Source organism: Photorhabdus asymbiotica (assembly GCF_003634575.1).
GTDB lineage: Bacteria > Pseudomonadota > Gammaproteobacteria > Enterobacterales > Enterobacteriaceae > Photorhabdus > Photorhabdus asymbiotica.
On record NZ_RBLJ01000002.1, the window covers coordinates 247,130 to 265,569 of the forward strand.

General features: G+C 45.1%; 13 protein-coding genes. 9 read left to right on the plus strand and 4 right to left on the minus strand.

The annotated features are described in order from the left end of the window. Window positions 1-42 precede the first annotated feature (42 nt). From tssI to BDD30_RS07825, 8 genes are read left to right on the plus strand one after another with little or no spacing between them, the layout of a single operon-like run. The gene (gene tssI, locus BDD30_RS07790; RefSeq protein ID WP_015835655.1) at window positions 43-2,157 is read left to right on the plus strand and encodes a type VI secretion system tip protein TssI/VgrG; all 2,115 of its coding nucleotides are present in this window, start codon (window positions 43-45) and stop codon (window positions 2,155-2,157) included. 2 nt (window positions 2,158-2,159) lie between these two features. After that, window positions 2,160-3,518 carry a VRR-NUC domain-containing protein gene (locus BDD30_RS07795; RefSeq protein WP_015835656.1) on the plus strand — a complete coding sequence of 453 codons (1,359 nt, stop codon included), beginning with the start codon at window positions 2,160-2,162 and terminating at the stop codon, window positions 3,516-3,518. 14 nt (window positions 3,519-3,532) lie between these two features. Then, window positions 3,533-4,678 carry a DUF3396 domain-containing protein gene (locus BDD30_RS07800; protein ID WP_015835657.1) on the plus strand — a complete coding sequence of 382 codons (1,146 nt, stop codon included), beginning with the start codon at window positions 3,533-3,535 and terminating at the stop codon, window positions 4,676-4,678. A gap of 37 nt (window positions 4,679-4,715) precedes the next feature. Beyond that, a complete protein-coding gene (locus BDD30_RS07805) occupies window positions 4,716-5,861 on the plus strand; it encodes a DUF3396 domain-containing protein (protein ID WP_041382390.1) in 1,146 nt (381 codons plus the stop codon). Between the two features lie 37 nt (window positions 5,862-5,898). Further along, the gene (locus BDD30_RS07810; protein ID WP_041382392.1) at window positions 5,899-7,044 is read left to right on the plus strand and encodes a DUF3396 domain-containing protein; all 1,146 of its coding nucleotides are present in this window, start codon (window positions 5,899-5,901) and stop codon (window positions 7,042-7,044) included. Window positions 7,045-7,081: 37 nt separating this feature from the next. Further along, window positions 7,082-8,227 (plus strand): DUF3396 domain-containing protein, encoded by a 1,146-nt coding sequence (locus tag BDD30_RS07815; protein ID WP_041382394.1) that lies wholly within the window; start codon window positions 7,082-7,084, stop codon window positions 8,225-8,227. Between the two features lie 37 nt (window positions 8,228-8,264). Beyond that, complete coding sequence (locus BDD30_RS07820; protein ID WP_041382396.1) at window positions 8,265-9,410, plus strand: DUF3396 domain-containing protein; 1,146 nt, start codon at window positions 8,265-8,267, stop codon at window positions 9,408-9,410. Window positions 9,411-9,413: 3 nt separating this feature from the next. Then, entirely contained in the window at window positions 9,414-9,686 is a 273-nt protein-coding gene (locus BDD30_RS07825; protein WP_015835662.1) for a PAAR domain-containing protein, read from the plus strand. A gap of 1,251 nt (window positions 9,687-10,937) precedes the next feature. On the opposite strand, the gene hldE is transcribed toward BDD30_RS07825, so the two are convergent. The 4 genes from hldE to BDD30_RS07845 form a co-directional block, all read right to left on the minus strand. After that, on the minus strand, window positions 10,938-12,362 hold the full coding sequence (gene hldE, locus BDD30_RS07830) for a bifunctional D-glycero-beta-D-manno-heptose-7-phosphate kinase/D-glycero-beta-D-manno-heptose 1-phosphate adenylyltransferase HldE (RefSeq protein WP_015835664.1): 1,425 nt from the start codon (window positions 12,360-12,362) through the stop codon (window positions 10,938-10,940). Between the two features lie 95 nt (window positions 12,363-12,457). Continuing rightward, window positions 12,458-15,301: a bifunctional [glutamate--ammonia ligase]-adenylyl-L-tyrosine phosphorylase/[glutamate--ammonia-ligase] adenylyltransferase gene (gene glnE, locus BDD30_RS07835; RefSeq protein ID WP_015835665.1), complete on the minus strand. Its 2,844-nt coding sequence runs from the start codon at window positions 15,299-15,301 to the stop codon at window positions 12,458-12,460. Between the two features lie 16 nt (window positions 15,302-15,317). After that, window positions 15,318-16,268 (minus strand): CYTH domain-containing protein, encoded by a 951-nt coding sequence (locus BDD30_RS07840; protein ID WP_015835666.1) that lies wholly within the window; start codon window positions 16,266-16,268, stop codon window positions 15,318-15,320. A 353-nt stretch (window positions 16,269-16,621) separates the two neighbouring features. Further along, complete coding sequence (locus BDD30_RS07845; protein ID WP_015835667.1) at window positions 16,622-17,362, minus strand: NADPH-dependent oxidoreductase; 741 nt, start codon at window positions 17,360-17,362, stop codon at window positions 16,622-16,624. A 454-nt stretch (window positions 17,363-17,816) separates the two neighbouring features. Between BDD30_RS07845 and BDD30_RS07850 the strand changes: the two genes are divergently transcribed. After that, entirely contained in the window at window positions 17,817-18,437 is a 621-nt protein-coding gene (locus BDD30_RS07850) for a TIGR04211 family SH3 domain-containing protein (RefSeq protein ID WP_015835668.1), read from the plus strand. Window positions 18,438-18,440 lie beyond the last annotated feature (3 nt).

Below are 18,440 nucleotides of genomic sequence, written 5' to 3' on the forward strand. Positions count from 1 at the left end.
ATAAAACACCAGGTTTAATAACACCAAGAAGAGTTTAACAATATGGATGGATTAGTCTTCACCTGCCAGATTGGCGAATTATCCCAAACCACTTTTCAAGTATCGGAGTTTGAATTACACGAAGAACTGTCACAACTTTATTGCCTGACGTTAACCGTAGTGAGTTCACATAATAATATCCCATTGAATGAACAACTGGGGACTGCCGCATCGTTAACCATTACCCGTAATAGCATCACCGAACGTATCATTAATGGCATGATAGCTGGCGCTGAGCAGGGTAATACCGATGGCCGGCGCACTTTTTACACCTTCACCATTCGCCCTAAAATGTGGCTGATGACACTAAATCAAGATAGTCGTATCTTCCACCGACAATCCGTACCGGAGATCTTGACGCAGTTGCTTAAAGAGCATCGTATTTCTTTTGCCTGCGATACACTCTATAAACGCCATGCTGAACGAGAATACACCACGCAAAAACGCGAATCAGCTTATGACTTCTGGTGCCGGCTGGCAGCGGAAGAGGGCATTATCTTCTGGTTTGATGAAATACAACTCTGCTTCTGTGATTCTCATCTGGGAATGTGGGCAGATATCAATCTCACTTACAATACTCACCCTGAAACGGATGATACTGATACCACTGTGTTCCAATGGAATTATGGCGAATACCTGTGCGCGAATGGCTCTATCCAGAAAGACCATAACTTTATGAACCCTAAATATCCGCTCGAACACCGGGAAAAAGTCGATGATAGCGGGCATCATTCGGTGTTTGAAAGCTATGGGCGTTTCCAGTGGGACGCAGAAGGAAAACCGATTACTCAACTGCGGTTAGAGCAATTACAAAACTACAGTAAAGTTGGCACTGCCCAAACCAATTGTATCCAGCTTCGTCCGGGCAAGATTTTTATTCTGCAATCCCATCCGATAGAGGCGATGAATGACTGCTGGCAAGTGTTATCTGTCACTCATCATGGACAACAGCCTATAGCGTCAAATGACGGTGGCAAAGGAACAACATTGACTAACGATGTCACCTTTATTCCAGGGCGACAGGAGTGGCGACCACCTTACCGCTACAAACCGCTGGCAGATGGCGATGAAGTCGCTACTGTCGTCGGGCCGGGAAGCGAAGAGATTTATGTTAACGAACACGGCGCGATACGCATCCATTTCCACTGGAACCGCTACGATGAAGCAGATGACCTTGCTTCCTGCTGGGTACGGGTCGCACAGGGCTGGAACGGCAGTGGTTACGGTTTTATGGCGATCCCCCGCGTCGGGCAAGAAGTGATAATCAGCTATCTTAACGGTGATATCGACCGGCCAATTGTGACAGGCTGCACCTACAACGGCATCAACCGCCCTCCTCTTGATTTACCCGCAGAAAAAACCCGGACTACCTTTAAAACCCGCACTCACAGGGGCCAAGGATTTAATGAGCTGCGCTTTGATGACGCCAAGGGAAGCGAGGAAGTGTTTATTCATGCCCAACGAGATATGAATACACGGGTTCTCTGGGATAAAACCACACAGGTAAGCCATGACCAGAAGACAGAAGTCGAGCATAACCGTACCACTATTATAAAAAACGATGATGATGAGGCCGTGCAAGGTTTCCAGACGCTTGAAGTCAGCCAAAATCAAAATGTGACCATTAAAGGCCAACAAGCCATTTCAATTGGTAAAAGCCATATACTGAACATCACCGACAACCAGCAAATTACCGTCGGTAAACATATTTCGCTGCACTCAGAAAGCGGGCAAATCACCATTGGGAACGCCGGCGGGCAGATAGTCATTGACCCGATGGGGAATATCCGTATCGAGGGAGTCAGCATCACCATGACTGACCATATTACCGGAAGAAAATCCGCTGATGCGCTGTTTGACTACTCCGCCCGTTATACGCTGCTCAGTGAACAGAGCGGTAAACCACTGGCGCATACCCGCTATACCATTACCACCGCTGGCGGTCAGACCCTTTCCGGTAAAACCGATGGGTTGGGCAGAACCGTGACGGTACAGAGTGAGGAGGAAGAAAATCTGCAACTGAGTTCACCAGAAGCCCCACCGAAACCGAAGCAAACCTTATGTCAGGCCAGTGATAACACACCGGTAGAGCATGTTATGGAATTTATGGAGATATAAGTATGGCAATATCCAACAGCGGCAAGATGTGCCCGGCCGTGACCTCAATTAATTGCACGATGGAAATAGGGGTCTTTCCCGCCGATGAAGATCCCTGTTACCTGGCGAGAAAAGCTGAGTATGCTCTGCGTCTGCCGGCAATGATTATCACCAAGCTGGGAGCTATTCGCTTTCTTAATCAAGTCATTATGAGTGGGTTGATTAAGGTTGAAGAACTTAAACATGACTTTCTGTGGCCCTATAAAGCGGAAGTGGTGTTTGCTATCAGAGGGAAGCAAGATGTTCCTCTGCCTATGCTGGCGACTAGTCTGGCCTCTAAACAGCGTTATGGCGATAACTTACCGCAGTCCAGTAACCCGTTTGCCCGGCCTTCTGCCGAAGACGCGGAAAAATTTGGGGTTGTCGGTATCCGTCGCCCCGATATTATTCTGGTTAAAAATGAAGCTCTACGTTGGCCGGGTAGAAATGCCACCTACTTCGACGGGTCTGTGCACCCTGATAATCTAAAGATGTTAATTGAGGTGAAATTTCCGGGGGATTCTCTCAGTAAAATGCAAGAAAAAGATTATATCCAGATTGCGACCGAAGATCGCTTTGGGGTAATGCGCGTCGATGACAGCCGCACAGAAGAACAAAAACAGTATGATGAAGCATGGCGAAAACACTATCAACCCGGTTCCCAACACTATAAAAATCCCATACCACTGGCCCCGCTACCACCCAGTTCACAGCCTGACGATAACACTTTGCCCATCCCTCCCAAAGAGGGAGTACCGGGAACCATTCCACAACCCCTGACAAAAAATCCACCACTTCTCAGTACCTCCCGCTGGTCTTTTTTACCGAGCTATGAAGACTGGGTTATCCTCGGGCAAGAGGTGGCGGGTCTGGCCGAAAACGGATTGAATTATGTCCGCGACAGTACCCGGGAGCTCCTTGCCCAGTTTGGTACCTGGTTCAATCAAGCCGGCAAGTGGGTGTGTGAAGAGATTATTGATCCGGTCACTCATCAAGTCAGCTATGCGTTTTCCTGGGTTAATGAACAAACGGAGAAAATCGTGACCTGGACTGAGAATGAGATAAAAGCCCGGTGGCAAACCGTGCAACAGGGCTCAGATATCACCCTGGAAGAGCTAAAAAACATTAGCTGGATGCAAATATTAAAAGAGGTGGGTGAAGGCATGCTGGAAATGGTGGTGATTATTGCCGGCGTTGCCGTTGTTATCCTGGTCACCCTTGCCGTCGCTGCTGCGCTGATTGCACTGGTGGAAATTTTAGCTGCCGCCGCCGCTGTAAGCGCCGCAGCATTAGCCGCTGTCCTGACAATATTAGCGAGTGTGACATTCGCTACTGCCTCATAATTAACGGAGAGAATATGGATACTTCAGATTACTTTGCCCAGTTAAAATCACAACTGACTTCTTTTCTTTTTATCAATGCCGATGAACTGACTGTTTCCCGCCTGGGTCTCTCGATTACCCTGTTTTTTAAACAAGGCTATACCCAGGAGAAAAAACAACGCATTCTGGCCTGCTACCGGCGCTTTCGGGAGGAATTCGGTACCCACCTGCGTTTTCACCGTCATGAATTTAAAGGGTTAAGAAAATATTCACCAGAAAATATTGCTAAAGTTGAAGAGGGCATTCTTAATCAGAAAAAAAATCAGCCCTCTAGCTGGGTAGTCAGTGATGCTAAAAATATCTATGAAGCCCCTCACTATCTAATGCATTACCTGGATTCTCGAGAAATCGATGGTGACGATGATAGCTCTTACCTCAGTTTGGTATTGCCCTGGGATTATCTGAAAGCACAAGAGGGCATGACTCGCTTTATGGCCTGGCTGGAATTTCTGTGTGAACAGCTCGAACCCGACAGTGGGGACTGTGGTTACTGCCTGGTCTTACCCAATGATTACCATGACTACTTTCCCTTGGAGTACCAGTTAGCGCAACGTTACCCTTCCCTGCAAGTCAATTCCACAGTGCATACCGCTGTATTGCAGTATGAACACTCCATCCGTGGCATTAACTGGATCACCTTACTGTCCAAACGCTTTGTAAACCGACTGGGTGGAGAAGTCTGGATACGTAAAACGCTGGCACGTTACACGGATGTGATGATTAGTCCCTACTCCAATGGCCTGATGATCCGCGCTGGTCAATACCCGGACTTAACGCCTCTGCCGGGCAGTGTCCCGGAGAGTTATTTTGCCATTAACCAGCTGATACGTCCGATACGGGTGATACCTCGTGAAGGCCATTCATTGCACTTCTATGGTGAAGGTCATTTTAATTCAACTTCCACCCTAGCCTGGTATGCCCGTTATGACCGCGGACCTCTACATGTCACTCCGCTGAGAGGTGGTCATCCTGCATTGGTCAGCGGGATTTGGCAAACCGATAGCCTGCCAGGTCAGCAGTATTTCTTTACTCAGGGTGTGATGGCTTTTGATATTGAAGGCGCAGAGTCAGGGACAACGATATGGCACCTGATACGGGAAACGGCAAATATGTGGGAATAACAGATTATCCACCACCTCATAATTCACGGAAAAAATGATGGAAACTTCAGATTACTTTGCCCAGTTGAGATCACAACTGACTTCTTTTCTTTTTATCAATGCCGATGAACTGACTGTTTCTCGTCTGGGCCTCTCGATTACTCTGTTTTTTAAACAGGGTTACACCCTAGAGAAAAAGCAACGCATTCTGGCCTGTTATCACCGTTTTCGCGAAGAGTTTGGTACCCACCTGCGTTTTCATCGTCATTCACTGAAGGGATTAAAAAAATATTCACCGGAAAATATTGCCAAAGTAGAAGAAGGTATTCTTAATCAGAAAAAAAACCAGCCCTCTAGTTGGGTAGTCAGTGACGCCAAAAATCTCTATGAAGCCCCTCGCTATCTGATGCGTTATCTGGATTCCGATGAAGCTGATGGTGACGATGGTAGCTCTTACCTAAGCCTGACACTTCCTTGGGATTATCTAAAAGGGCAAGAGGGCATGACCCAGTTTATGGCCTGGCTGGACTTTCTGTGTGAACAACTCGAACCGGACAGTGGGGACTGTGGCTACAGCCTAGTCATCCCCAGAGATTACCATGACTACTTTCCCTTAGAGTACCAGCTAGCGCAACGTTATCCCTCCCTGCAAGTCAATTCTGCGGTTCATACTGCGGTATTACAGTATGGGCATTCTATCCGTGGCATTAACTGGATCACCTTACTGTCCAAACGCTTTGTAAACCGACTGGGTGGAGAAGTCTGGATACGTAAAACGCTGGCACGTTACACGGATGTGATGATTAGTCCCTACTCCAATGGCCTGATGATCCGCGCTGGTCAATACCCGGACTTAACGCCTCTGCCGGGCAGTGTCCCGGAGAGTTATTTTGCCATTAACCAGCTGATACGTCCGATACGGGTGATACCTCGTGAAGGCCATTCATTGCACTTCTATGGTGAAGGTCATTTTAATTCAACTTCCACCCTAGCCTGGTATGCCCGTTATGACCGCGGACCTCTACATGTCACTCCGCTGAGAGGTGGTCATCCTGCATTGGTCAGCGGGATTTGGCAAACCGATAGCCTGCCCGGTCAGCAGTATTTCTTTACTCAGGGTGTGATGGCTTTTGATATTGAAGGCGCAGAGTCAGGGACAACGATATGGCACCTGATACGGGAAACGGCAAATATGTGGGAATAACAGATTATCCACCACCTCATAATTCACGGAAAAAATGATGGAAACTTCAGATTACTTTGCCCAGTTGAGATCACAACTGACCTCTTTTCTTTTTATCAATGCCGATGGGCTGACTGTTTCTCGCCTGGGTATCTCGATTACCCTGTTTTTTAAACAGGGTTACACTCAGGAGAAAAAACAGCGCATTCTGGCTTGTTACCGGCGCTTTCGCGAAGAGTTTGGCACTCACCTGCGTTTTCACCGGCATGCACTAAAAGGATTAAAAAAATATTCACCGGAAAATATTGCTAAAGTTGAAGAGGGCATACTAAATCAGAAAAAAAATCAGCCCTCTACTTGGGATATTAGTGACGCTAAAAATATCTATGAAGCCCCTCGCTATCTGATGCATTACCTAGATTCCGATGAGGATGATGGTGACGACAGTAGCTCTTACCTCAGTTTGGTATTACCTTGGGATTATCTGAAAGAACAAGAAGGCATGACCCGATTTACGGCCTGGCTGGATTTTCTGTGTGACCAACTCGAACCGGACAGTGGAGATTGTGGCTACTGTCTGGTATTACCTAACGACTTCTATGACTATTTTCCCTTAGAGTACCAGTTAGCGCAACGTTACCCCTCTCTGCAAGTCAATTCTGCGGTTCATACTGCGGTATTACAGTATGAACACTCCATCCGTGGCATTAACTGGATCACCTTACTGTCCAAACGCTTTGTAAACCGACTGGGTGGAGAAGTCTGGATACGTAAAACGCTGGCACGTTACACGGATGTGATGATTAGTCCCTACTCCAATGGCCTGATGATCCGCGCTGGTCAATACCCGGACTTAACGCCTCTGCCGGGCAGTGTCCCGGAGAGTTATTTTGCCATTAACCAGCTGATACGTCCGATACGGGTGATACCTCGTGAAGGCCATTCATTGCACTTCTATGGTGAAGGTCATTTTAATTCAACTTCCACCCTAGCCTGGTATGCCCGTTATGACCGCGGACCGCTACATGTCACTCCGCTGAGAGGTGGTCATCCTGCATTGGTCAGCGGGATTTGGCAAACCGATAGCCTGCCAGGTCAGCAGTATTTCTTTACTCAGGGTGTGATGGCTTTTGATATTGAAGGCGCAGAGTCAGGGACAACGATATGGCACCTGATACGGGAAACGGCAAATATGTGGGAATAACAGATTATCCACCACCTCATAATTCACGGAAAAAATGATGGAAACTTCAGATTACTTTGCCCAGTTGAGATCACAACTGACTTCTTTTCTTTTTATCAATGCCGATGAACTGACTGTTTCTCGCCTGGGTCTCTCGATTACCCTGTTTTTTAAACAGGGCTACACTCAAGAGAAAAAACAGCGCATTCTGGCTTGTTACCGGCGCTTTCGGGAGGAATTCGGTACCCACCTGCGTTTTCACCGTCATGAATTTAAAGGGTTAAGAAAATATTCCCCGGAAAATATTGCCAAAGTGGAAGAGGGTATTCTTAATCAGAAAAAAAACCAGTTTTCTGGTTGGGTGGTCAGTGATGCTAAAAATGAAGATGAGGCACCTCATTATCTGATGCGTTACTTGGATTCCCGGGAAATAAGTGGTGATAACGGCAGTTCTTACCTAAGCCTGACACTTCCTTGGAATTATCTGAAAGCACAAGACGGCATGACCCGATTTATGGCCTGGCTGGACTTTCTGTGTGACCAACTTGAACCGGACAGTGGGGACTGTGGTTATTGTCTGGTCTTACCCAACGACTTCTATGACTACTTTCCTTTAGAGTACCAACTGGCACAACGTTACCCTTCCCTGCAAGTGAACTCCGCAGTGCACACTGCTAAATTACAGTATGAACACTCCATCCGTGGCATTAACTGGATCACCTTACTGTCCAAACGATTTGTAAACCGACTGGGTGGAGAAGTCTGGATACGTAAAACGCTGGCACGTTACACGGATGTGATGATTAGTCCCTACTCCAATGGCCTGATGATCCGCGCTGGTCAATACCCGGACTTAACGCCTCTGCCGGGCAGTGTCCCGGAGAGTTATTTTGCCATTAACCAGCTGATACGTCCGATACGGGTGATACCTCGTGAAGGCCATTCATTGCACTTCTATGGTGAAGGTCATTTTAATTCAACTTCCACCCTAGCCTGGTATGCCCGTTATGACCGCGGACCTCTACATGTCACTCCGCTGAGAGGTGGTCATCCTGCATTGGTCAGCGGGATTTGGCAAACCGATAGCCTGCCCGGTCAGCAGTACTTCTTTGCTCAGGGTGTGATGGCTTTTGATGTTCAAGGTGCAAAACCGGGCACAACCGTATGGCATCTGGTACGGGAAGCGGCAAATATGTGGGAATAACAGATTATCCACCACCTCATAATTCACGGAAAAAATGATGGAAACTTCAGATTACTTTGCTCAGTTGAAATCACAACTGACCGCGTTTACCTTCCTCAATGGCGATGGGCTGACCGTTTCTCGTCTTGGGATTTCTATCACCCTGTTTTTTAAACAGGGTTACACCCAGGAGAAAAAGCAACGCATTCTGGCCTGCTACCGCCGCTTTCGCGAAGAGTTTGGTACCTACCTGCGTTTTCACCGTCATGAGCTGGAAGGGCTAAAAAAATATTCACCAGAAAATATTGCTAAAGTGGAAGAAGGCATTCTTAATCAGAAAAAAAACCAGTTTTCTGGTTGGGTGGTCAGTGATGCCAAAAATGAAGATGAGGCACCTCGTTATCTGATGCGTTATCTGGATTCCAGAGAAATAGATGGTGACGATGATAGCTCTTACCTAAGTCTCACACTGCCTTGGGATTATTTGAAAGAACAGGATGGTATGACCCGCTTTATGGCCTGGCTGGACTTTCTATGTGACCAACTCGAACCGGACAGTGGGGACTGTGGCTACAGTCTGGTCTTACCCAACGACTTCTATGGCTACTTTCCCTTAGAGTATCAACTGGCGCAACGTTACCCTTCCTTACAAGTGAACTCCGCAGTGTTCACAGCTAAATTACAGTATGAACACTCCATCCGTGGCATTAACTGGATCACCTTACTGTCCAAACGCTTTGTAAACCGACTGGGTGGAGAAGTCTGGATACGTAAAACGCTGGCACGTTACACGGATGTGATGATTAGTCCCTACTCCAATGGCCTGATGATCCGCGCTGGTCAATACCCGGACTTAACGCCTCTGCCGGGCAGTGTCCCGGAGAGTTATTTTGCCATTAACCAGCTGATACGTCCGATACGGGTGATACCTCGTGAAGGCCATTCATTGCACTTCTATGGTGAAGGTCATTTTAATTCAACTTCCACCCTAGCCTGGTATGCCCGTTATGACCGCGGACCTCTACATGTCACTCCGCTGAGAGGTGGTCATCCTGCATTGGTCAGCGGGATTTGGCAAACCGATAGCCTGCCAGGTCAGCAGTATTTCTTTGCTCAGGGTGTGATGGCTTTTGATATTGAAGGCGCAGAGTCAGGGACAACAATATGGCACCTGATACGGGAAACGGAAAATATAATGGAGTAAACGATGCGAAGTGTAGTGGAAGGAAAGAAAATTATACTTAAAGGTGATACCACCACAACCGGAGGCGATGTTTTAAATGGCTCCGGCTTGGTAAACCAACAACGATCGGTTGCCTGTAAAGGCGATCCGGTGTTTTGCCCTGCCTGCAAACAAACAGGTGCTATTGCAGAAGGCTCCCATTTGTTCAATATACAGGGAATACCTGTTGCACTGGAGGGGCACATTGTTAATTGTGGTTGCTCAACTGGAGCCTGTAGATTAAAGGTACGGCCATAAATACCAATGTCTTCAGTGCTGCCTCGGTCTAAAAAGATATCTCAATCCCAGATAAATGCATTCAGGCCAGTATGAATGTTTTAAACAAGGCATTACCAGAAGATACTGTATTGTCCATATTATCAAGGTGATAAAACTTCAATGCTTTTTTATACGGAACCGATATTACGCTAGATTTTATGATAAGCAGGTTTTAAAAAGTTATTATTTTAACTTATGGTTTTAACTGGTATAAAGTTTTTACCATTGTTTTTACCACTTTTAACACCTGCTTTTTGTTAAGTTTAATCACCATCGGCTATCATGTGTTTTACTTTTAACGAATGCTTATTATGCCCGCTTTTTATTTTTACTGACTCTGCTTTTCGATTTTTCCCTTTTTTATCACCGCCTATCGTTTACGATAATATTTACTGAAAATCCCGAGGATTTTCATCGTCCTCCCTGCATTTTTTCTTCATAAATAAACCAATAAATAACCTGATTAGATAAAATCCGCTCCTTCTGTTTTTTCAGATAATTCCTCCATTTTTCAAATGGCTTAAATCCTGCCAGATTAATCGCTTTATCCCTTTTTTACTGCATCATTCTTAAAGTTTTCTACGTAATATAACCAGCGAGAAAACAATTAAACTCCATCTATTTAAATAATATTCTTTTACATGCCGATTCCTTTTCAACTCGTTATTAATAGTTAATTGTTTTCAGTTAAATACAATTAACTCTCCAGTTGAAAAGTTACATTTACTGAGTTAAATCGGTTTTTTTAAATCTTAAATACCTCGGTATTCACGATTTTAAATGATTGCGGCAGGTTAGTTAAATGTAAAATAAGCGGAATATAGAATCGCCGATAAATGAATTGAATATATACCCTTCATCCTTCAAGTTGCTGCTTTGTTGGCTGCTTTCACTCACCCCAGTCACATAGTTATCTATGCTCCTGGGGATTCGTTCACTTGCCGCCGCGCTGCAACTCGAAATTTATTGGGTATATACCGTTTATCTTTCAAGTTGCTGCTTTATTAGTTGCTTTCACTTACCCCAGTCACATCGTTATCTATGCTCCTGAGGATTCGTTCACTTGCCGCCACGCTGCGGCTCGAAATCTATTAGGTATAGCAGGGTAAACAAAGTGAAATCCTGCCATATCCACAAAACGATGCCGCTGGAATATTCTATTTTTCACTCCAACGGCATACTTTTTTCAGTACTGTATTTCTCAGCAAGCTCTGTTTTATAAAGAGTTATTTACTGCTTTTTAATCGCTTTAATAATATTAGTCGTTGAAATACCGTCTTCAAAGTTCAGCACTTTGACTTCACCACCAGCAGCCCAAACCTCTTCACTACCAGCAATCTCTTCAGGTTTATAATCACCGCCTTTAACCAATACATCCGGCAAAACATCTGCAATCAAACGGCGAGGTGTATCTTCTTCAAACGGAACGACCCAATCCACAGCGCCCAGCGCAGATAACACGATCATCCGTTGTTCCAGTGGATTGACAGGGCGACTTTCACCTTTTAACCGCTTAGTTGATGCATCACTGTTAACGGCAACAATTAGCCGATCACCCAACTTACGGGCATTTTCTAGATAAGAGACATGACCTGCGTGCAAAATATCAAAACAACCATTGGTCATCACGATTTTTTCTCCGCGCTGACGAGCATCAGCAACCGCTTGTTTAAGCTGAAATTCAGTCATGACACCAAAACCGGTTTCAGCACGGCCACGGACAGCGTTCTCCAATTCAATTGGCGAAACCGTTGAAGTCCCCAGTTTGCCAACAACAACGCCCGCTGCCGCATTCGCTAGGAAACAAGCTTCATTCAGTGGCCTTCCCGCTGCAATTGCAGTTGCTAACACACCAATAACCGTATCGCCAGCACCGGTAACATCAAATACTTCTTGCGCCTGAGTCGGCAAATGTAGTGGCGGTTGATCGACACTCAGCAAACTCATTCCTTGCTCAGAACGGGTGATCAGTAATGCCTGAAGATCCAGATCTTTAACCAGCTTAGTGCCCTTCTCAACCAGTTCATCGTCATCTTTGCAGCAACCCACTACTGCTTCAAATTCAGACAAATTCGGCGTTAACAGCGTTGCGCCACGATAACGCTCAAAATCATTCCCCTTTGGATCGATTAACACCGGAACTTTGGCATCGTTTGCCAGTCTGATCATGCTCTGAACTTGACTCAACGCACCTTTGGCATAGTCAGACAGAACCACCGCTCCAATATGGGGTAACGCCTTTTCAATACGCTCAAGCATCGGTTGTGCATCAACGTTTTCGAAACCTTCTTCGAAATCTAAACGGATTAACTGCTGATTACGGGAAAGTACCCTCAGCTTAGTAATTGTCGGATGTGTTGGCACAGCAACAAAATCACAACGCACCTTCACACCGCTCAATTTTTTATTCAGCGCACGTGCGGCGTCGTCAATTCCAGTCAATCCAACCAAATGTGAATTCGCTCCAAGCGCAGCAATATTCATAGCAACGTTAGCCGCGCCACCCGGGCGCTCCTCAATGGTATTTACTTTTACTACAGGCACCGGTGCTTCCGGTGAGATCCGGCTGGTTGGTCCATACCAATAGCGGTCTAACATCACATCACCGACAACCAAAACGCCTGCACGATGAAAATCCGGGAGTGTTACTTTCATCCCTTGCTCCAAATATCAGATATTAACTAGTGACAAATATTATCATAAGCCCAGAAAATGCCAGTAAAATCCACACACAAAACCGGTATCAACTGTTATTGCCCACCCAACCACTGTTGCCAGCTATAACGTACTTGTTCCTGTTGCCGGCTGAAACAATCAGCTGATACCTGACTGGAAAACTCCTGCAACGCCAAATGATGCAATTCATCACGCATGGAAACATAAGCCTGAGTCAACGAGGCGGCTTCATTTTCATCCATAATTCCATAAGCTGCCATCAATTCGAAAATTCGCACATTATCTGACCAACGAGTCAATCGTTCATTCTCAGATGCGTAACGTAGTACCAGATACTGAGCAATAAATTCAATATCAGTAATCCCCCCCGGATCAGCTTTGATGTCAAATTGATCTGAATGACGACTACCTAAATGTTTATGCATCTTCTCTCGCATTTCCCTGACCTGCTGACGTAACAAAGCCGGTTCCCGTCGCGTACATAACGTCTGGTGACGTATTCGTTCAAAATCCTGCTGCAATCTTTCATCACCAAATACCATACGAGCGCGTACCAATGCCTGATGTTCCCAAGTCCACGCTTCATTCTGTTGATAATCAGCAAACGCTTCGATGGTACTGACCAACATTCCTGACTCGCCAGAAGGACGCAAACGAACATCTACATCATACAAAACACCGGAGGAAGTTCGGGTACTAAACAGGTGCATAATTCGTTGAGCAAGACGCAAATAAAATTGCCGGGCATCAATCGACCGATCGCCATCGGTCATCACATCCATTGGGCAATCAAGTAGGAAAACCAAATCAAGATCGGAACCATAGCCCAGTTCCCAACCTCCAAGTTTGCCATAGCCGATCACAGCAAATCCCAACCCTTCACGCTGGCTCAGATGTGATGGAATACCATAGCGCTTTACCATTTGGTTCCAAGCCTGTTGAACTACAGCCTCAATAATTGCCTCAGCCAGATAAGTCAGATGATCACTCACTTTCATCACCGGTAGCACGCCGGTAATATCCTCCGCGGCAATCCTCAGTAATTGCGCCTGCTTAAATTGACGGAGAGCCTCTAATTGCTGCTCTTCGTCATCTTCCGGTATGCGCAACAAATATTGTCGTAGTTCATCTTTATAAGCATACAGAGGCAACGGCTTATACAGAAATTGTGGATCAAGCAGCTCATCCAGTAACAATGGATGAAGGGAAAGCTGAGTCGCAATCATTGGTGAAGCAGCACACAGCCGAATAACATGCGTCAATACGGCTTCCGATTCCAGTATTAATTCCAAGTAAGTTGTACGGCTGACAATACTAAGTAACAGCGGAATAATCCGTTCTAGAACCGTATTGGCATCTTGTCGTAAACAAATTTTTGCCAATAACCGTGGCATCAGATGATCAAGGACATCGCGCCCACGAGGGCCAATGGTTCTTTTGCCTACATCATGACGGTATAGAGAAATGGTGTGCAATATCTGTTGTGCAACCAATTCATCTAAATGCGGAGCAAGTATTACTAATTCTTCTTTTTCAAGATGTTCCAGCCACAAGCTCTTAAATGGCACATGATAGGGTTCTTTTTCACCATTATCACTATCATCACCAATTAATTGGGTAAAAATAACCCGAACGGCTCCCATCTTGCTGTTCAACTCAATAATCAAATCATCCCAGCTTGTGAATTTCATACCCCATGCCAATCGTGAGCGGTTCAGCTCCTCTTCTGGCAAAGTCTGAGTTTGCTGATCATTGATTGACTGTAAAAGATTTTCCAACCGCCGTAAAAAGAGATAACTATCAGTTAGTTGTTTAATCTGTAATGGCTGTAAAAGCTCCAGCTTTTCGATTACTTGCAAAGTGGGTAACAGTGCCTGAGATTGCAAGCACAACTCACGACCACCACGAATAAGCTGAAATACCTGAGTGATAAATTCGATTTCACGAATGCCGCCCGCACCCAGTTTGATATTGTCTTTCAAACCACGGCGACGAACTTCCCGTTCAATCATCCCTTTCATATTTCTCAGGGACTGAATCACACTGAAATCGATATAACGGCGAAAAATAAATGGCCTCAGCATCCGGCGTAGTTCTTCACAATATGATTCACTGTCCGATCCCATAATGCGCGCTTTAATCATCGCATAACGTTCCCAGTCGCGTCCTTGCTCTTGATAATAATCTTCTAACGCTGCAAAACTGAATACCAGCGGGCCACTGTCACCGAATGGACGCAAACGCATATCAACCCGATATACAAAACCATCCACTGTCTGCTGATCGAGTACTTTGATAAGACGCTGTCCCAGGCGAGTAAAAAACTGAGAATTATCCATTTCACGGCGACCACCTCGGGTAATCCCGTTTTCAGGATAGACAAAAATCAGGTCAATATCGGAAGAAAAATTCAGCTCACCACCACCGAGTTTTCCCATGCCGAGAATTAATAGTGGTTGTGGCTCACCTTGCTGATTATAAGGCGTTCCCCAATCCTGACAACAACGCTGATACAACCAGTCACGGGCAGCAACAATCAGCGTTTCAGCCAACACACTAAGCTGTTGCAACGTATCCTGAGTAGTACTGCCATGTAACGCTTGTAACCAGGCAATTCTGACCAGAATTTTGCTACGAAACTGACGTAAAACCCGCATTAAGGTATTTTCATTTTCTGCTGATGAAAGCAACCGTTGCAACCATTCAGCATATTGGTGCCATTCTTGCGCTTCAGGTGGATTTTGGCGGATTTCAGCTAACCATTCAGGGTGAATCTGCAAATTTTCAGCAACAAAATCACTCAGTGATAACACCGCCTGCTCATGAGGAGTAAAAGGTTCAATACATAAAGCCAATTCCTGAAAATGCTCAGTCACACTCTGTAATTGAGCCAGAAGCGGAGTTGAAAGTGGCAACATAGCGAATTCCTGTTATTTAAGCAGAGAGATTTACCAACCGCATAGTTAGCGCTAGCTTACATTGCAAATAAACTGAGCTGTAACACAGAGTTTCAGCCTCTGTTTCCGCCACCGATAATTTTTGCTTGATAGCAGTTAATTGATCATCCAATTGTTCCAACCTGCCTGCTGGCTCACTAAAACATTCCATCGTCTGCTGGACCAAAGTAAGTACTTGCTTCAAACCATTCCGACCTTCGGATAAGCCTGCCAGCCAGTATTCTTCCTGATCTTGCCAATCGATTAATATTGATGAAAGCACAGATGATAATGGCTGCTGCATGTCAATTTCTGTCGGCACTGGAGACGAAATTGCCCTCGGTTTTCCCTGAGTTAACTGATAGCCACGGGCTGCTTTACTTTTATTTCCCGGCCGCAAACCATCTGATTTTGCCAGCTCAAATGCCAGCGCGAATACATCAGCTATGGCTCCTTGTTTTAATTCCAATTCAAACTCACAGATTGGATCTTTGCCACCTGCTGCGATGATTTCTCCCTGATCAAACACCACTTCAATCTCACTCTGCCCGTAAGTGATTACCCACTTTTCACGCATAAAGTCAGTGCTGAATAAAGCATGCAAGCGGGATTGCAATTCTTCTACGTCACACTTTTCAGGCCAGATATGCGGTGGAAATAGAGTCAGCGCCAGTTCAGGCTTTACCAATCGCACATTATATTCTGGCCGTTGATGCAACCCACCAATGACTTTACCGGCTGTTTTGATCGTCATTTCATATTGGTCATCAAAACCACGAATACGCAGCCCCATATCAAGACGGCGAAGTTGGTTATTTGGTGTTTCAAAATAGATATTGGTTAGTTTCTGAGGAACAAAATAGCGATGAGGAAATATTGATAATTGCTGACGGATTGCAGGAATAGCTGTCGGTTTGGCGGTAAGTTTTAATTCAATTTCTACACTCATATCTGCACCATTGATGACAATCTTTTAGTCATCATCTTACCCTGATTTCACTTTTCTTTGCGACTACAAGCTATTTTCATCTCATCAAGAGGTTAATCCAAGAAAGTTACGTTTATTACTAGGGAAGCCTTCAGATGTAATTTTCCATCAATCAGCTTCCAATACAAAATACATTCGAGATAGTTGATTTTTCGTTCCGTTGCTTCTTAAACGCCAATTTTATCTATACCCAATAAATTTCGAGTTGCAGCGCGGCGGCAAGTGAACGAATCCCCAGGAGCATAGATAACTATGTGACTGGGGTGAGTGAAAGCAGCCAACAAAGCAGCAACTTGAAGGATGAAGGGTATATGCTATTTGTCCAATTTAAAACCTTGTTGCTGAATAGCAGAGAGCACTGCTGGGTAATAGATATTTTGGTAATAATTGGCAGTATTCACGCTCCAATTACTACCGTCATTGCGATCGATATGTTGCCAGTGCTCCATTAACGTTTTGTTGTACTGTTCAATAGCTTCCGATAATACTTCACAATGATAATACTCTTCGTGACAGAAACTATTGAGCGGCAAACGCGGTTTCTGCTGTGCGGGAATATCCACATAGCCGATCACCAGACCGGCCACTGGGAAAGTGAGTTCCGGCAATTGCAGGAGCTCAATCATCGCTTTTGGATTATTACGAATGCCTCCAATTGGTACGACCCCCAGACCGTGAGAGCGAGCGGCAGTCATCAATGCACCTAGTGCGATACCAACATCTGTTGAGCCAGAAATTAGGCTTTCAATGCTTTGATGCGCGATCTGCTGTTTACCGCTCATCTCGATGCCGAGTCGTGTTTTATGCATATCCAGTACTACGGTAATAAATACTGGTGCCTGAGCGACCCACGGCTGACCACCAGCCAATTCAGCGATTCTCGCTCGGCGATGGGCATCACGGATAACGATTAGTGATACTTGTTGCGAATTCACCGATGTTGGTGCGAGATGAGCTGCTTCAATGATGCTGGTAAGAACATCTTCAGCAATCGGTTTATCAAGATAACTGCGTTCACTACGATGCGAAGTGAGTAGTTCAATTGTTTGATTCATAATAGTTCTTTAAATAGGTTAACCGAGGCTTATTCATGTCTTGTCTATCTTAACTATCAAGCTTTTCCATAGGAGCAAAAATATTACATGATCTTATAAGTTGGCGTCATTCTTCCTTAATGCCAAACAACACCGCCAAACAAAGTCAGCATAATATTTCTCTTCTGTGCAACATCTCGGAAAAAAAATAGCTGTTGTTGTGACTGCTTCCTGTCTAATCGAAGCTATAGCAAAAGATCAGTATTTCTTGCTAAGTGAGAAAATTAAAATTTTCTCTTTTCTAAAAGTTATGATAGTAATTGGCAGAATGTGCTTTGTTAAACACACAACCAGTAAGCACTGTATTCGACCAGTTAGATAGCTTCTCTTTATGGTTTACTGTTTGCTCCAGCAAACTTAACTCTTTACTATCAAAGTCTAAACTCACCATAGATAAAGGACAGTTGAAATTACAATGCGAAAACTACCTTTACTTTTTACAGCGTTATTGAGCCTGGGTTTTTCACTTGCTGCCCAAGCTGAAGAAAAACGCTATGTATCCGATGAGTTATCTACCTACACTCACGCAGGTCCGGGTAACAAGTATCGTATTGCCGGCACACTGAATGCTGGTGATGAAGTCACATTAATCAACATCAACCGGGACAGTAATTACGCTGAAGTAAAGGATGATAAAGGCCGTATTGTCTGGCTGCCAGTTAACCAGCTCAGTAATAAACCGAGCCTACGGGCCCGTCTTCCTGAAATGGAGCGGGAAATAAAGCTACTCACTGATAAGTTAGCCAATATAGACAACAGCTGGAATCAACGTACTGCCGATATGCAGCAGAAAGTTGCAAACAGCGGTGACATTATTGCTGGGCTAAAAAAAGAAAATGAACAGCTGAAAAGTAAACTGATCGTGGCAGAGAAAAAGCTCGATGTTGCAAATCTTCAACTTGATGACAAACAACGCAATATCATTCTGCAATGGTTCATGTATGGCGGCGGTGTTGCTGGTGCTGGCTTAATTTTAGGGTTGTTACTACCACATATGATCCCACGTCGTAAACGTAATGACCGTTGGATGAATTGATAA

Excerpts from the sequence above, each read along its gene's own strand:
- BDD30_RS07815 (WP_041382394.1), top strand. The coding sequence starts at position 7,082 with ATGGAAACTTCAGATTACTTTGCCCAGTTGAGATCACAACTGACTTCT.
- BDD30_RS07825 (WP_015835662.1), top strand. The coding sequence starts at position 9,414 with ATGCGAAGTGTAGTGGAAGGAAAGAAAATTATACTTAAAGGTGATACC.
- BDD30_RS07845 (WP_015835667.1), bottom strand. The coding sequence starts at position 17,362 with ATGAATCAAACAATTGAACTACTCACTTCGCATCGTAGTGAACGCAGT.
- BDD30_RS07810 (WP_041382392.1), top strand. The coding sequence starts at position 5,899 with ATGGAAACTTCAGATTACTTTGCCCAGTTGAGATCACAACTGACCTCT.
- BDD30_RS07795 (WP_015835656.1), top strand. The coding sequence starts at position 2,160 with ATGGCAATATCCAACAGCGGCAAGATGTGCCCGGCCGTGACCTCAATT.
- tssI (WP_015835655.1), top strand. The coding sequence starts at position 43 with ATGGATGGATTAGTCTTCACCTGCCAGATTGGCGAATTATCCCAAACC.
- hldE (WP_015835664.1), bottom strand. The coding sequence starts at position 12,362 with ATGAAAGTAACACTCCCGGATTTTCATCGTGCAGGCGTTTTGGTTGTC.
- BDD30_RS07840 (WP_015835666.1), bottom strand. The coding sequence starts at position 16,268 with ATGAGTGTAGAAATTGAATTAAAACTTACCGCCAAACCGACAGCTATT.
- BDD30_RS07820 (WP_041382396.1), top strand. The coding sequence starts at position 8,265 with ATGGAAACTTCAGATTACTTTGCTCAGTTGAAATCACAACTGACCGCG.
- BDD30_RS07850 (WP_015835668.1), top strand. The coding sequence starts at position 17,817 with ATGCGAAAACTACCTTTACTTTTTACAGCGTTATTGAGCCTGGGTTTT.
- glnE (WP_015835665.1), bottom strand. The coding sequence starts at position 15,301 with ATGTTGCCACTTTCAACTCCGCTTCTGGCTCAATTACAGAGTGTGACT.
- BDD30_RS07800 (WP_015835657.1), top strand. The coding sequence starts at position 3,533 with ATGGATACTTCAGATTACTTTGCCCAGTTAAAATCACAACTGACTTCT.
- BDD30_RS07805 (WP_041382390.1), top strand. The coding sequence starts at position 4,716 with ATGGAAACTTCAGATTACTTTGCCCAGTTGAGATCACAACTGACTTCT.